The 15166-nt window shown below is 69.4% G+C and carries 13 protein-coding genes; 7 read left to right on the forward strand and 6 right to left on the reverse strand.

What is annotated here, in order from left to right:
* Positions 1-5: 5 nt before the first annotated feature.
* Positions 6-488: a TlpA disulfide reductase family protein gene (locus tag NR810_RS51140; RefSeq protein ID WP_257463465.1), complete on the reverse strand. Its 483-nt coding sequence runs from the start codon at positions 486-488 to the stop codon at positions 6-8.
* Between the two features lie 312 nt (positions 489-800).
* Between NR810_RS51140 and NR810_RS51145 the strand changes: the two genes are divergently transcribed.
* The 4 genes from NR810_RS51145 (at position 801) to NR810_RS51160 (ending at position 5480) form a co-directional block, all read left to right on the forward strand.
* Complete coding sequence (locus NR810_RS51145) at positions 801-1685, forward strand: hypothetical protein (RefSeq protein WP_257463466.1); 885 nt, start codon at positions 801-803, stop codon at positions 1683-1685.
* Positions 1686-1715: 30 nt separating this feature from the next.
* Complete coding sequence (locus NR810_RS51150; protein WP_257463467.1) at positions 1716-3014, forward strand: hypothetical protein; 1299 nt, start codon at positions 1716-1718, stop codon at positions 3012-3014.
* 225 nt (positions 3015-3239) lie between these two features.
* Complete coding sequence (locus tag NR810_RS51155; protein WP_257463468.1) at positions 3240-4430, forward strand: oxygen-binding di-iron domain-containing protein; 1191 nt, start codon at positions 3240-3242, stop codon at positions 4428-4430.
* A 27-nt stretch (positions 4431-4457) separates the two neighbouring features.
* A complete protein-coding gene (locus NR810_RS51160) occupies positions 4458-5480 on the forward strand; it encodes a serine/threonine-protein kinase (protein WP_257463469.1) in 1023 nt (340 codons plus the stop codon).
* Between the two features lie 3 nt (positions 5481-5483).
* Here the strand turns inward: NR810_RS51160 and NR810_RS51165 are convergent, their stop codons facing one another.
* On the reverse strand, positions 5484-6119 hold the full coding sequence (locus NR810_RS51165; protein ID WP_257463470.1) for a GNAT family N-acetyltransferase: 636 nt from the start codon (positions 6117-6119) through the stop codon (positions 5484-5486).
* 336 nt (positions 6120-6455) lie between these two features.
* On the opposite strand from NR810_RS51165, the gene NR810_RS51170 reads away from it, so the two are divergent.
* Complete coding sequence (locus NR810_RS51170; RefSeq protein ID WP_257463471.1) at positions 6456-7202, forward strand: PP2C family protein-serine/threonine phosphatase; 747 nt, start codon at positions 6456-6458, stop codon at positions 7200-7202.
* 4 nt (positions 7203-7206) lie between these two features.
* Here the strand turns inward: NR810_RS51170 and NR810_RS51175 are convergent, their stop codons facing one another.
* The 3 genes from NR810_RS51175 to NR810_RS52760 all read right to left on the reverse strand — a co-directional run bounded on the left by NR810_RS51175 (position 7207) and on the right by NR810_RS52760 (position 10376).
* Complete coding sequence (locus NR810_RS51175; RefSeq protein ID WP_257463472.1) at positions 7207-7638, reverse strand: acyl-CoA thioesterase; 432 nt, start codon at positions 7636-7638, stop codon at positions 7207-7209.
* A gap of 20 nt (positions 7639-7658) precedes the next feature.
* The gene (locus tag NR810_RS51180; protein ID WP_257463473.1) at positions 7659-8966 is read right to left on the reverse strand and encodes a hydroxyacid-oxoacid transhydrogenase; all 1308 of its coding nucleotides are present in this window, start codon (positions 8964-8966) and stop codon (positions 7659-7661) included.
* A 69-nt stretch (positions 8967-9035) separates the two neighbouring features.
* Positions 9036-10376: a sigma 54-interacting transcriptional regulator gene (locus NR810_RS52760; protein ID WP_257463474.1), complete on the reverse strand. Its 1341-nt coding sequence runs from the start codon at positions 10374-10376 to the stop codon at positions 9036-9038.
* 31 nt (positions 10377-10407) lie between these two features.
* On the opposite strand from NR810_RS52760, the gene NR810_RS51190 reads away from it, so the two are divergent.
* Positions 10408-11340 carry a serine/threonine-protein kinase gene (locus NR810_RS51190; protein WP_257463475.1) on the forward strand — a complete coding sequence of 311 codons (933 nt, stop codon included), beginning with the start codon at positions 10408-10410 and terminating at the stop codon, positions 11338-11340.
* Between the two features lie 9 nt (positions 11341-11349).
* Here NR810_RS51190 and NR810_RS51195 read toward each other — a convergent pair whose 3' ends face one another.
* Positions 11350-13170: a sensor histidine kinase gene (locus NR810_RS51195; protein WP_257463476.1), complete on the reverse strand. Its 1821-nt coding sequence runs from the start codon at positions 13168-13170 to the stop codon at positions 11350-11352.
* A gap of 308 nt (positions 13171-13478) precedes the next feature.
* On the opposite strand from NR810_RS51195, the gene NR810_RS51200 reads away from it, so the two are divergent.
* Positions 13479-14870, forward strand: a complete 1392-nt coding sequence (locus tag NR810_RS51200; RefSeq protein WP_257463477.1) for an Ig-like domain-containing protein — start codon at positions 13479-13481, stop codon at positions 14868-14870.
* Positions 14871-15166: the final 296 nt, after the last annotated feature.

Below are 15166 nucleotides of genomic sequence, written 5' to 3' on the forward strand. Positions count from 1 at the left end.
CTGGTTCAGGGCGCGAACGCGCCCGTGGTGGCCTCGGGTCCCGTGAGCCGCTCCAGCAGCCGTCTCAGCTCCAGGTTCGTCGCATCCTCTCCCGTCACCCGCAGGCGCAGGATGCCGAAGGCGTCGTACACCAGGAACGTGGGCACCTCCTCCACGCCGTAGGCCCGCTCCATCGAGCCGTCATCCACCGCCACCGGGTGGCGGAAGCCCATCCTCTTCACGATGGCTTCGATGTCGTTGGTGTCCAACGCATGGCCCAGGTCCTCTCCCTCCATGGGCACGTGGACTCCGACCACCTGGAGGCCCTTGGGGATGAACTCGTCCAGCAACGTCTTGATCTTCGGCAGTTGCTCCTGGTTCGTCTTGCTGAGCTCGGACCAGAAGTACAGCAGGGTCGGCCGGCCACGCAGGTCGTGCACGTGCACGGGCGCGTTGATCCAACCGCCTTCGGGATCCAACAGCGTCAAGGGAACGTCGAGCGAGGACATGGGCAGGGCCTCCTCATGGAGAGGAATGAAGATGACGCGACTCAAGCTATGCATCCGCCCCACGCGTCCCCTCCCAGCCCCTCGCCCGCCCCCTCCCCACGCGGCGGGCGGGGCGTCGCCCTCCCCGTGTCTGGACGCCTGACGCATGGCGTCAGGGAGTCCCCATTTGACACCTTGTGTCAGGAATTTCTTGTTTCATGGGAATGGGGTACTTTCGGTTTTTGAGAATTTGGAAGTACAGTCGCCTCCGCCTGTCCGGCAGGCAGCCGGGCGGGTTACCCCCCCATGGCAGTTCGAGCAGGAGGCGTTCCCATGAAGAAGCTGTTCAGCGCGGCCATCATCGCCGCCACCGCATTGGTGGGCGCGGAGGCATCGGCCACCAACTACTCGCTGTGGATCCACGGCCGTAACGGCGGCGGCACCCAGCGTGGCAACTACGCCGACTTCAGCTACTGGGGCCCGAGCACCACCGCGGCCGGTGTGAACAAGAAGGCCGTCAACTGGAACGGCACGCAGAAGATCTCCGTCGAGAACTTCCGCATCCGCGACGCGCTCGACTGCTTCTGCACCGGCGCCAACTGGTGCTACATCGCCGCGCACAGCGCGGGCGATCTGCAGATCGGCTACGCCCTGTCCTTGTACGGCACCAGCCAGCGCTACAAGAAGAACGCCGTCCCCAACTCCAGCGGCGTGTGTGGCAACACCGACGGCACCACCCAGACGGGCTGGAACATCAAGTGGGTGGACGTGGCCTCGGGCGCCGGCGGCGGCAGCGAGCTGGCCGACCATGGTGACTGGGCCATGAGCGAGCCGCTCGTGAGCGACCTGGTCACCACCACGGCGCGCGCCATGTACAACCACAACACCACGACCGCGAAGTGGTTCTACCACTTCGCCGGTTCCAAGGGCACGGCCTACTCCGGCGTGCTCCCCGGCCAGGACGACGAGGCCGTGTCCTATCACTCCACCGGCGGCGTCTCCGGCTCCTCCGGCGGTTCCTACTGCAACCCCGGTGACCTGTTCTGCGGCGGTACGCTGAACACGGGCACCAGCGCGTGCAGCGACGGCCGGGCCAAGTGGTCCTACCACACGGTGGAGCTGCGCGATGACGGTGAGGCCTACAACCACTACTCCAGTGGCAACTGGAGCGGCATCGTCGGGCCCGTGCGCGCCGACATGGCCACCTACGCCTACTGAGCCGCTTCTGTCAGCATCGGACGTATCCCCATGACTTCGAATAGCGGCGCCCCCGTCACTCCTCCCCGGTCCGAGCGTCCCCCGCGCCGTGGCCGGTGGTTCCTCCTGCTCGTTCCCCTCGTGTTGGGAGTGGGCGGGGTGCTGCTATCCGTGGCGCTCGTCCGGCCGGGGGCGGCGGAGACGTCCGTGCCCGGGCCAGAGGAGCAGTTCCCTCCGGCTCCCGTGCCGGCCGGGCCTCCCTCTCGCGGGGCCGCGCGGCCTGCTTCTCCGGCTCCCGTGGTCCAGGCGTCCCTCTCGCCCGAGGAAGCCGAGCGCGAGGCCCAGCGGCAGCTCTGGGAGAAGCGGCTGGAGCGGGCGCGCTTCACGCTCGAGTCCTACCGCCAGTCCACGCGCTATCCGCATGAGTCGCGGCCCATCCAGGAGCATCCGGATCAGGTGTACCCGGCCTCGCCCGAGCGCACGCAGCCCCTGGGCAAGGAGCAGCGGGACATCTCGCTGCGCCTCGAGCAGGAGAAGGTCTTCGTCGTGGGCGACGAGGTGGTGCGCTTCTTCGTGGGCTGCGAGAACGCGCACACCCACGAGCCCCTGCCGTGCGAGGTGCACTCGGCCTTCGCCCACGAGGCACCGCACATGGCGGCGGCCGGGCAGCTCAGCTCGGTGCCGCTGGATTTCAACGACTCGGGGCGCAACGGCGACGACGTGGCCAGCGATGGCACGTGGACGGGGAGCTTCCAGCCGGCCCGCCAGGGCTTCGCCCTGTTCGAGGGCACGCTGCGCATCGAGTTCCGCGTGCGCGGCGGTAGTGCCGAGGGCGGTGCGTTCTTCGACATCCAGTTCACCTCGGCGCCTCCCGCCACCTTCACCGGCAAGGTGCGTGAGGTGGTGGAGAACGGCTCCCTCCAGCTCTACGTCGGCCTCCAGGTCCGCAAGCCCGGCCGCTACGTGATGGCGGGGCGGGTGGATGACGAGGCGGGCATTCCCTTCGCTTATGTGTCCTTCAACGAGGAGTTGGAGGCGGGGGCTCGCGAGGTGAAGCTCACCCTCTTCGGCAAGCTCATCCACGATGCCACCCCCGACTTCCCTCTCAAGTTGCGCGACGTCGAGGGCTTTCTCCTGAGGGAGCAGGGGGATCCGGACCGCTCGGTGGTGAAGGCGCTCGCCGGCTACGTGCACGCCACCCGGGAGTACACCCCGGACAGGTTCTCACCGGACGAGTGGACGAGCGAGGAGCGCCAGCGCTACCTCGACGAGTACTCCAGGGACGTGAACGAGGCCCAGGCGCAGGTGGACAGACTGGGCGGAGGGAAGGCGCCCCCTCGGACTCCCTGAAAGCGGGACTCATGGATCGGGTGGTTTCGCTTCATGCCGCGGAGCGCATGATTTGCGGCCCGGTGTGAGGCCGCGCAGCGGTTGCGTCAGCGGGTGCACGAAGACCTCGGATTTCGGGGGGGTTGCCAGGGTTCGAGGGGCCGAAGAAGTCGGCCCATGCCTTGCTACGTGTTGAGGTGTTCCCGCCCCTCCCCCAGGGGCCCCACCCCAGCACCGAGTGCTCGTATGAGCAACAGCCAGGCCTTCCCGAACCGAAACACGCCTCCGAGCAACGTCCACCCCCCCTCCGACAGCCAGGCGAACGACCTGCGGCTCGTCCCCGTGGAGATCGCCCCCGATACCTTCTGGGTGGGTAAGCGCGAGCCGGGCAACATCTTCTACGCCAACCCGTACCTGCGCCGCTTCCGGGGCACGGACGCCAAGACGGGCCGGCCCAACGAGTTCAACCTGCTCATCGACCCGGGCTCGAGCAGTGACTTCGCCCAGGTGTCCACCAAGGTGACATCGCTCATCGGTGGGTTGGATCGGTTGAGCGCCGTCTTCATCAACCACCAGGATCCGGACGTGGGCTCGTCGGCGAGCATCATCTCGGCGCGCTACGCGCCCAAGGCCGGCATCCTCTGCTCCGAGGACACCTGGCGGCTCATCGTCCACCAGAACCTGCCGCGCGGGCGCTTCATCGCCACGGAAAAGTTCAGCCACGGGCTCAACGTGCCCACCGGCCACCGGCTGCTGCCGGTGCCCTCGCCCTTCTGCCACTTCCGCGGCGCGGTGATGCTCTACGATCCGGAGACGCGGGTGCTCTTCACGGGCGACCTGTTCGGCGGCGTCACGGACGTCAACGCGCAGGGCCTGTGGGCGGACGAGTCGGATTGGAATGGCATCCGCGCCTTCCATCAAATCTACATGCCGGTGAACCTGGCGCTGCAGCGCGTGGTGGCCACCATCCGCCAGCTGGAGCCGGCGGTGGAGATCATCGCGCCGCAGCACGGGCGCCTCATCCGCGGGCCGCTCATCCAGATGTTCCTGGACCGGATGGAGAAGCTGCCGGTGGGCCTGGACATCATGGACGAGGCCCAGGACCGCTCGCACCTGCAGGCGTGGAACGCGGTGCTGGAGCGGGTGCTGACGCTGGCGCGTGGCTACCTGGGCGGCTCGGTGGACGAGAAGCTGATGGGCAGCACGGAGCTGACGGAAACGGCCCGGTTGCAGAACGGCCAGGTGTCCATCCAGCGGCTGGGGCGGTGGACGGTGGAGCACGTGGTGGAGCTGCTGTGCCACGGTGAGCCGCCGGAGATCTCCGGCCCCATCATGATGGAGGCCACCACGGCCGCGGCCGAGTACAACCTGCCCACGCCGCACCTGGACATCGAGGGCAATGGCGTGGCCTCGAACGTGTCGTTGCTCGTCGGCTGACGCCATGGATGAGGGAGGGCAGCTGCCGTGACGGACGAGGAGCACGACAGCGGGGTGGCGTACCTCAACCCCGAGGAGAGCGCGGCCCCGGCCCAGGCCCGGGCCGCCGTGCCGCGCTCCCGTGGGAGCGGCCCGGCGCGCACGCTGCTGCTGGGGAGCAGTGAGCATCCGCACGCCGGCACCCACCCCGTCGCGGTGCGTGGGCTCATCCCGGGGCAGGTGGTGGCCGAGCGCTACCGGGTGGAGCGCTGGCTGGGCTCCGGCGGCAGCGCCATGGTGCACGAGGTGACGGACCTCACCACCGGTGAGCACCTGGCCCTCAAGGTGCTCGCCGTGCCGAGCGCGGATGCCTCGCAGATCGCCCGCTTCCGCCAGGAGGTGGAGCACGCGCGGGGGTTGGAGCATCCCAACATCGTGCGCGTCCACGACGTGGGGACGGATGGGGACCGGCACTTCCTCACCACGGAGCTGCTGGTGGGGCAGGACCTCAAGCACCGCCTCCTGGGCCCCCGCCCGACGCTGGCGGAGGCGCTGCGGTGGCTCACGCACGCGGCGGCCGCGCTGGAGCACGCGCATGGGCGCGGCGTGCTGCACCGTGACGTGAAGCCGGGCAACCTCTTCGTCACGAAGCCGGGCGTGCTCAAGCTGATGGACTTCGGGCTCGCCAAGAGCGCGCACGTGGCGGGCGTGACGGCGCAGGGCGCGGTGCTCGGCACCCCCGAGTACATGGCTCCCGAGCAGATCTCCGGCGCGTTCCCCGTGTCGCCCGCCACGGACCTCTACTCGCTGGGCGTGGTGGCCTACGAGGTGCTCACGGGGCAGCTGCCCTTCCGCCACCCGCAGCCGGTGCCTCTCATGATTCTGCACGTGCAGCAGCCGCCCACGCCGCCGCGCACGCTCAGCCCGAGCCTGCCCGAGCCCTTCGAGCGCATGGTGTTGAAGCTGATGCAGAAGAAGCCGGACGACCGGTACGCGAGCGCCGCGGCGCTGCGGGCGGACCTGGCCCGGCTCTGGCCGCTCGCGCTGCCGCCCAAGGCTCCGTCCGTGTAGCGCCTACGGGCGGCCGGACTCGAAGAGGAGCGCGCCCGTGATGTCGTAGGCCTTCACGGGCACACGCGCGGCGGGGCTCGAGGGGTACTCGCTGGCCAGGAGGGTGAAGAGCCACGTGTCCTCCGGGGGGCCCCCGTCCGAGCGAGGCCGCTCCCGCAGCGTCCCCTCCAGCGTGAAGCCCAGCTTGCGTGCCACCGCGGCACTGGGCTCGTTGCCCACCGCCACCTGGATGTCCAGGCGCTTCAGGCCGTCCACCTCGAAGCACAGCCGGATCAGCGCCGAGACCATCTCGCTGGCCACGCCCTTGCCCGCGTGCCGCGTGCCCACCCAGTACCCCAGCTCCCGGGCGCCTTCTCCCGCGCGCTTGAAGAGCGCCAGCTCACCGAGCAGCTCCCGCTCGTCGGCATCGAGCACCGAGTGGATGCGGTCTTCGTCCAGGTCGAACCTGCCGCGCAGACGGCGCAGGACCTGGACGTGCTCGTCCACGGGACGGGGCTCCTCCTTCGCCCAGGTGAACCACGGGAGGAGCGCCTCGCGGCTGGCCTCGACGGCCGCCTGACGGAGGGAGGCCAGCTCCGGCGAGGGACAGCGGAGGACGAGCCGTTCGGTGCGGATGAGATATGCGGGAGGTCGAGCCATGGAGGACCACGCTGGTTCGTGCATGCACCCTCTCCCTCTGGGAGAGGGCGGGGGGTGAGGGTCGTTTCCTGTGTGTCGCCCCGGCACGGCAGGTAAACGGGGCGGGAAGACCCTCACCCTAGCCCTCTCCCAGAGGGAGAGGGGATTTCCACGGGGCCTCGGGAATCTGTCTGGGGACTTCGTGGACGCTCTACTCGCGGATTGGGGTCTGGAGTCCCCACCGCGTGGACTCCCCGGCCGGGCTCCTGGAGTGTGCGGACCCCAGGATGTCCTGTCTTTTCGCGGGGTTGGCGTCGGCCTCCCCCTTGCTCCTGTCGGGGCCAGGAGGAACAGCCGATGCGAATCGACAGCGCGGGATGGACGCACGTGGGACGCCGCTCCCACAACGAGGATGCCTGGGCGGTGCGGGCGGACCTGGGCTTGTTCGTGGTGGCCGACGGATTGGGGGGATACGAGGGGGGTGAGGTGGCCAGCCGCTGCGTGGTGGACACCTTCGCCGGCTTCTGCGAGCGCGTGGCTCATGACCCCGAGGCCACCTGGCCCCATCGACTCCAGCCGAGCCGCAGCCGCGAGGAGGACCTGCTCTACAACTGTGCCTGGCTCGCCCAGCGCGCGGTGCTCTCGCGCCGCGTGGGGAAGCTGCGCGAGATGGGCTCGACGGTGGTGGCGCTCTCCTTCGGGGCCCGGAGCGCGGCCGTGGCGCACGTGGGCGACAGCCGGCTCTACCGGCTACGGGAAGGGCAGTTGGAGGCGCTGACCCGGGACCACTCCCTCCTGGAGGAGATGCGCCAGGCCGGGGTCGAGACGCCCGAGCGGCGGGAGAGTTCCTACGGGCACCTCATCACCCGTGCGCTCGGGACGGACGCCGCCGAACCCACCGTGCAGCGGCTCGAGGTGCGCGCGGGGGATGTGTACCTGCTGTGCTCGGATGGGCTGTACGAGCCGCTCGGACCGGAGCGCATCGCCGCGCGGTTGGGGCAGGGGAGCGCCGCCGGGGTCGCGGAGGCGCTCGTGGAGGAGGCCTATGCGGCCGGGGGGCACGACAACATCACCGCGGTGGTGGTGGACGTGCGGGCGGGGTAGGGGGTCAGGTCACGGAAATCCGTGCGAGCGCCTCGCGCAGGCGCTCGGGCATCGCCACGGCCTTTCGCGACTGGCGATCCACGAAGACATGCACGAAGTACCCGTGGGCCGCGGCCTGTTCCTCGCCCTCCTTGAAGATGCCGATGCCGTAGGTCACCGAGCGGTTGCCGAGCTTTTCCACGCGCAGGCCCGCCCGGAGGCGGTCGGGATACGCGAGCGGGGCGCGGTAGGTGCACCGCGACTCCACGACCAGGCCGATGACGGAGCTGGCGACGATGTCCAGGCCGCCCTCGTGGATGAGGTAGTGGTTCGCGACGGTGTCGAAGTAGCTGTAGTAGGTGACGTTGTTGATGTGGCCGTAGACGTCGTTGTCCATCCACCGGGTGGTGATGGGCAGGAAGTAGCGGTAGCGGTCTGTGCTCTCGGCTTCGGACATGTCGGGTGCCTCCGCTTCGCCTACCAGTAGCGCAGCGCCTTGTGGAACAGCTCGGTGAGGACGGGCCGGGTCATTTCGCGAGGGGCGTTCTGAAGCAGGCGCTGCTGTGGGAAGGCGCCTTCCGTGAGGGCCGCGACGTCGGCTTCGGTGTAGCCCACCCCGCCGAGGCCGTTGGGGATGTGCACCGCGCGCATGATCTGGATGAGCTTCTGGGCGAGCACCTCACCGGCATCCCCAGGAGTGGCGCCACGTACGTCCGCGCCCAGCCACTGCGCGGCCTCCAGGTGGCGCTCGGGGCTCACCTCCGAGGTGTAGCGGAACACGGCCGGGGCATTCACGATGACGGCCATGCCGTGCGGCACCAGGGGCTCTTCCTGGGGGTAACCCGAGGGGCGGAAGTCGCGCACCAGTCCGGCCACGGCGTAGGCCATGCCGTGCGGCGCGTGCACCCCGGCGTTCCCGAAGGCGATGCCCGCCAGCGTGGACGCCCACATCAACTGCTCGCGAGCCTCGTGGTCGTTCGCGTCCGCCACCCCGCGCTCCAGGTACAGGCCCATCAGGCGCAGCGCCTCGCGGCAGCCGAGGTCGCTCCACGGGTTTGCGCCCTGGCTCATGGGCCGCAGGCTCGGACGCGATGGGGCGGGGCGGCGCACGTAGGGCCGGGCGGTATAGGACTCCAACGCGTGGGACAGCACGTCCAGCCCGCTGGCGGCGACCACCTCGCCGGGCAGGGTCGCGGTGCAGTCCGGGTCGATGAGCGCCTCGGTGGGCCGCAGCGCGGGCGAGGCGATGCCCGTCTTCGCTCCCATCGAGAGCAGGTCGAAGATGGTGATGCCGGTGACCTCGCTGCCCGTTCCCGAGGTGGTGGGGCAGGCGATGTGCGGCTTGAGGGGACCGGGCACCGGACGTCCCTCGCCCACCGGCGCGTTGACGTAGGCCAGGAAGTCCGCTGGATGCGTGGCGTAGAGGTTGGCGGCCTTGCACGTGTCGATGACCGAGCCTCCACCCAGGGAGATGTAGCCATCCGGCCGGGCCTCCGAGGCGAAGCGCGCCGCCTCCAGGAAGGACTGGTCGGTGGGCTCGACGTGCACGTGGGTATAGACGACCACGTCCAATCCGGCGGCCTTCAAGGACTGGAGCACCTTCTGGAAGTGCGGCAGCCGGGCCACGCGCTCATCCGAGAACAGGGCCACGCGCTTCATCCCGAGCGCCCGGGCGCGGTCTCCCACCTCGGCGAGGCAGCCGCGGCCAAAGGTGATGCGCGAGGTGTCCACGGTGAAGGCGCCATCACAGCCTTCGCCGACGGGGTGGTAGTGGCAGCAGCCCATCGTTTCCCTCCTGTCCGGTTCCACCGCACTGTATCGCCGATGGTCCGGTCCGGAGCGTGGGCTTTTCCGTCAGGGAGACTCGGGATCTTCCGAAAGCAGACCGTGGCGCCGGGCCAGGGTTCGCAGGTGCTTGCGATCCACTCCGGCCTGCCGCGCGGCCTCCGAGAGGTTGCCTCCCGCCCGCGCCAGCACGTCCCGGAGGTAGTGCCGCTCGAAGGCGTCCAGCACCGCCTGCTTCGCCTCCGCGAAGGGCAGGTCCGTGCGCAGAGGCACCTCCGGCCCCGTGCCATGCGGTTGGAGTGACAGGCGCAGCTCCTCGAAGCCGTGCGCCCGGGGCGAGAGCACCAGCGCCCGCTCCAACACGTTGCGCAGCTCGCGCACGTTGCCCGGCCAGTCGTGCCCCGAGAGCAGCTCCAGCCCCGGGCCCCGGATGACACCCGGCTCGAGGCCCCGGCGGCGCAGCAGGTCCGCCACCAGCAACGGCAGATCCTCCCGGCGCTGGCGCAGCGGGGGCAGGGGGAGGGTCACCACCGCCAGCCGGTAGTAGAGGTCCGGCCGGAAGGTGCCCTCGGCCACCGCCAGCGACAGGTCCACCCGCGAGGCCGCCACCACCCGCACGTCCACGGCCTGCTCGGCGTCACCTCCCACGGGACGTACCCGGCGCTCCTCCAGCACGCGCAGCAACCGCGCCTGCACCGAAGGCGGAATGCCCGCCAGCTCGTCGAGGAAGAGCGTGCCGCCATTCGCCCGCACGAAGGCGCCCGAGCGTGCCGCCAGCGCTCCCGTGAAGGCCCCGCGCACGTGGCCGAACAGCTCGCTCTCGACCAGCCCCTCGGGCAGCGCGCCGCAGTCCACCGCCACGAAGGGCCTCTTGCGCCGGGCGCTCGCCTCGTGGAGGGCGCGCGCCACCACCTCCTTGCCCGTCCCCGTCTCGCCCTGGATGAGCACCGTGGTGTCCGTGGGCGCCACGTGCTCCAGCACCGCGAACAGCTCGCGCATGGCGAGGCTCTCGCCCACCAGCTCTCCGAAGCGCCGCGCCTGGCTCGGGGCCACCTCCCACGGCTGTCCCTCGGACTGGATGCGCAGGAAGCTCCGCCCCACCTTGAAGGTGGCGCCCACGCGCACCCGCACCTCGCCAATCCGCGAGCCCTCGTAGAGCGTGCCATTGCGGCTGCCCAGGTCGCGCACCACGAAGCCCGCCGCCTCCGCGTGCAGCTCCAGGTGCTCGCCCGAGACGCGCGGGTCGCTCAACCGCAGCGCGCACCCCTCGCGCGTGCCCACCCGCACCGGCGCCTGCCCGAGCGCCACCGCGCGCCCGGCATCGGGCCCGTCGACGACGACGAGCTGGCAGCGCCGGGGCGGAGTGTTGCCGGGGGCATCCTGTTGGGTGGAGAGGACGGTCTCGGACACGGGTTGCGCTAGTCTAGGCCGGGTGAGGGAGTTGCCGCGACAGCTGGGCCCCTACCGCCTCGTGCGCCGGCTCGGCGCGGGGGGCATGGCCGAGGTGTTCCTCGCGCTGGCCTTCGGCGCCAGCGGCTTCGAGAAGCGCGTGGTGCTCAAGGTGCTCCGCCCCGAGCACCAGGGCAATCCCACCTACGAGCGCATGTTCCTCGAGGAGGGCCGGCTGGGCGCGAGGCTGAGCCATCGCAACCTCGTGGGGGTGCACGACCTGGGGTACGCGGACGGCGCCTACTACGTACGGCTGGACTATGTGGAGGGCGCGGACCTGGCGAGCCTCCTGGCGCACGGGACGCCCGGGGCGCCGCTGGCCCTCTTCGTGGCGGACGAGCTGGCCCTGGCGCTCGCCGCGGTGCACGGGCTGGAGGACGAGGCGGGCCGGCCCCTGGGACTGGTGCACCGGGACGTCACGCCCTCCAACGTGCTGGTGTCCCGGCTGGGCGAGGTGAAGCTGGCGGACTTCGGCATCGCCAAGGCCACGCTGCTGCGAGACCAGACGCGCTCCGGGGTGCGCAAGGGGACGTACGCGTACATGTCCCCCGAGCAGGTGCGCGGCGGCGTGCTGGGCCCCGCGAGCGATCTCTTCTCCCTGGGGACGACGCTCCACGAGCTGCTCACCGGGCGGCGCCCCTTCGATGGGGAGACGCCGCTGGAGACGATGGAGCGCATCCGCGAGGCGGACGTGGGGCCGCTCGAGGACGTGGACGAGGATCTCCGCCCGGCGCTCCGGGCCTGCCTCGCGCGCGGGCCGGAGGACCGGCCCGGGTCCGCCGAGGACGTGCGCCGCATGCTCTCTCCAGCGCGGCGGGCACGCCCCGAGGCCGGGCCGCCGGAGCTGGCCCGCTGGGTCCGCGAGAGCCTGGGCGCCGCGCGGGAGGGGAGCCGTGTCGAGGAGACCGTGCTGGAGGACTCGTGAAGCCGCCGGTCAGTGGGGCTCGCCCTGGCGTGGCAGCTCCACGGTGAAGGTGGCTCCCTGACCCGGAGTGCTCTCGGCCTTCACCGTCCCGCCCATCGCTTCGACGATCTGCCGCGTCACATACAGGCCCAGGCCGAGCCCGCCGTAGTGCCGCTCCGACACGGCGCGCTCGAAGCGATTGAAGATGCGCCCCAGCGCTTCGGGCTTGATGCCAATCCCTTCATCCCGGACCAGGAGCCGTGCCAGGCCGTCGCTCCGCTGGACGTGGATGTGGATGGGTTTGCCGGCCCCGTACTTGATGGCGTTGGACAGCAGGTTCGTGAGCACCTGCTCCAGCCGGAGCCTGTCCCACCGGCCGACGACCGGCCCCTCCAGGTGGAGCTCGAGCCCGCTCCCGGCGCGCTCCGCCTCGGGGATGAAGCGGGCCACGACCTCACGCGCCACCTCCGAGAGGTCCACCTCCTCGACCTGCAACTTCATGCGTCCGGTGCTGATCCGCGACACGTCCAGCAGGTCGTTCACCAGGTCCGACAGGCGCTTGACCTGCCGGCGCATCATGTCCACCTCCTTGCGGACACGTTCGGCCAGGGGGGAGTCCGGGTCGGTTTCGACGGTCTTCGCGAGTGCCTGGAGCCTGAGACTCAGCGGGGTGAGCGGTGTGTTCAGCTCGTGGCTGGCGACGGAGAGGAACTCGTCCCGCAGACGCACTGCCTCCTGAAGCTCCGCCAGGAGCCGCTCGCGCTCGGCCTGCTGGCGCTTGTCCTCCGTGGTGTCCCTCAGCTCGACGACGGTGCCCACCGCCTTCCCCCCCTCGGTGATGGGGCTCGCGGTGAAGGCGGCCGGGTAGAAGCTTCCGTCCTTGTGGACGAACACGTCTTCCCCCTGCTCCTGGGCCCGGGTCGGCAGTGCCCGGTCGATGGGGCACTCCGACATGGGGTAGGGCGTTCCATCAGGCCGGGTGTGGTGGATGAACTCATGCAGGGGTTTGCCCCGCACCTCCTCCAGGGTGAAGCCCGTGATCTTCTCGGCCGCGGGGTTCATGAAGATGCAGTGCTGACGGGCGTCCATCAACAAGAGCCCCAGTGTGGCGTTCTGGGTGATGGTGGCCAGGCGCCGCTCGGCGGCCTCGAGGCCGCGCCGCGCCAGCACCTGCTCGGTCACCTCGGAGCTGAAGACCATCACCCCGTCTGGCTTTCCGTCCGGCCCGGGCATGGGCTGGTAGACGAAATTGAAGTAGCCCGTGCGCGGATGCCTGGGGTCTCCCACCGGGGCGGCGACTTCCTTGCCGGTGTAGGACTGACCCGTCCGGTACACGCGATCCAACTGCTCGAACAAGCCCATGCCGTCCAGCTCGGGCTGCACCTGCCTCACGGGCTTGCCCAATATCTCCCGATGGCCGAGGAGCTCCGCATGCGGGGGGTTGCTGAGCTCGAAGATGTGCTCGGGGCCGCGGTGGATGGCGATGATCGCGGGGGCCCTCATGAAGAGGGCGTGGAGCCGTGCGCGCTGCGCCTCGGCCTCGGCCCGAGCGGTTCGCGCGCGCACGTTCAGCAGGGTGATGAGGGTGGAGACGGTGAGGAAGAGGATGACCGACAGGGTGTCCTGGGAGCGCAGGGTCAGCGAATGCTCCGGGGGCAGGAAGAAGTAGCTGACCACCAGGGTGGAGAGACCGGTGCTCGAGAGGCCCGGTCCCCATCCCCCCTTCCACCCCGAGAGCATCACCGCGCCGAAGAAGAGGATGAACGGCGTGGACCTGATGTAGGGATGGAGAATGAGCTGAAGCAGCAGGGCCACGGTCGTGACCAGGACGGCGAAGCCATGGGCCAGCAACGGGGACTGATCCCAACTCCTGCTCCCTCGAACCGCCAGTGGCAATGGCCCTCCCAGACCGTCCACGCTGCGTACCAGACCGGCAGGGCAGTCGCACCGGAGTCGTAGACACTCACCGGATACTGAACAGCTGCTTCCGGGCACGGCCCGGACAGCCTCCTCCGAGCCTCTCCGTGAAAGGAATGTTACTCCAAGAATTCATTCACTCCCTGGAAGAAAGGAAGAACCAGGATATGTTGCTTATTCTTGTATTCTCGTGAGAAGGAAAAAAGGTACACCGGACGTCTGTCCATCCCGAGAAAGCACTCATGAACGCGTCACCGCTGAAGTCTCTCCTTGGTGCCCTTGTCGCCGGCACCTTCCTCGTGAATTGTGGTCCCAGGGAAGGGGCGGACGCCCTGGCCGGACGGGCCGCCGGGCTTCAGAACGCCGAGGGCGCCTTCGTGGCGACCTCCGAGTCCATTCCCTACCTTGGGAAGATCTCCTCTGGCACCTTCGCGGACACGCAGGCGGCGGACGGCGTCGCCCAGGTGCTCACCGAGACGGCTGCGTTCTACGACAGCACGCACAAGAAGCTCGACCACACGTGGACGCTCCCCGCGGTTCCGGCGGGTCACTACACGCTGCGCGTCATCGCCAAGAAGTCCCTCGCCGACTTCGAGACCTTCTCCTTCGACTGGAAGAACGCCACGGACACGTACTTCACCTACGGCGCCTGTACGTTCACCGGGACTTCGTACGTGACCTGCGAGGCCCCCGTCTCCTCGACCGGTGGAGACATCGAGGTCCGCGTCAGCGAGAACTGGCACCTCGAGGACAACTTCACCAGCATCTCCGTGGATTACATCGGCCTCTCCGTGCGAGCGGATTACACCGCCCCGACCGTGTCGATCACCTCGCCGGTGTCGGGCTCCACGGTGAGCGGCATCGTCAACATCGACGTGGACGCCACGGACGACGTCGGCGTCACGCGGGTCGATTTCTACCGGTCAGGGCTCTTCATTGGCAGTGACACGACTCCGCCCTTCAGCTTCGCCTGGGACACCACCGCCGAACCGAATGATTCCACCTCCCTCAGCGCGAAGGCCTTCGATGCGACGGGCAACGTGGCGACCTCGGCGCTCGTGCGCCCCCTCAACGTCCTGAACGCCGGTGGGGTCGACACCCAGGCCCCGACCGGGACCATCACCTCGCCCGAGTATGGGATTGACCTCTCGGGGATTGTCACGGTGACGGCGTCCGCGCAGGACAACATCGGCGTCGCTCGCGTCGAGTTCTATTACGACTACAACACGTTGCTCGGCAGCGACACCACGGCGCCCTACAGCCTGGACTGGGACACCACCACCGCCCCGAACGGCTTCCACAGCATCACCGTCCGCATCTATGACGCCGCCGGCAATTTCAAGAGCGTGAAGTACGATGCGTTCGTCTCGAACGCCAAGACGAACGAGGCGACCCTGTCCGTCACCGCCACCGGACGTCTGGGTCCCGTCATCACCTCGAACCCGACGGGGATCTACGCCCACGCGAACATGCCCGGCTCGGGGACGTTCGTTCTGGGCACGCAGATCACCTTGAAGGTGGACAGCGGCCGGACGGCCATCTGGTCGGGCGCGTGCTCGTCCGGCGGTGTGAAGCGCACCTCGTGCACCTTCATGTTCAATGGCGACGCGAGCGTCTCGGCCAACATCCAGTAGAGGGTTTGCCCCGGTGACGTGGACAGTCGGCTGCACGTGAGTGAGGCCCCCGCGTGTGCTGGGGGCGGAGAGTGAGCCGGGGCAACTCGCCTGCCCCTGCACCCTCAAGCTGTGGGAAGCGCAGGGGCCCCGCACCGTCACCCTCGGGAACGCGAGTAGTACCGCCGCCCTGAGCCATCCCCTCATTTTAGCAGGGGAGCAAGGGAGCGGTGTGTAGGCTGAGTGGTGCGAAAAGTAGGACGGGCGCTATTACTTCTGCGGTCATGCGCAAGCCACGCCTCAATGACCAGCAGGTG

Origin of the sequence: Archangium lipolyticum, from assembly GCF_024623785.1 — a bacterium.
Classification (GTDB): domain Bacteria; phylum Myxococcota; class Myxococcia; order Myxococcales; family Myxococcaceae; genus Archangium; species Archangium lipolyticum.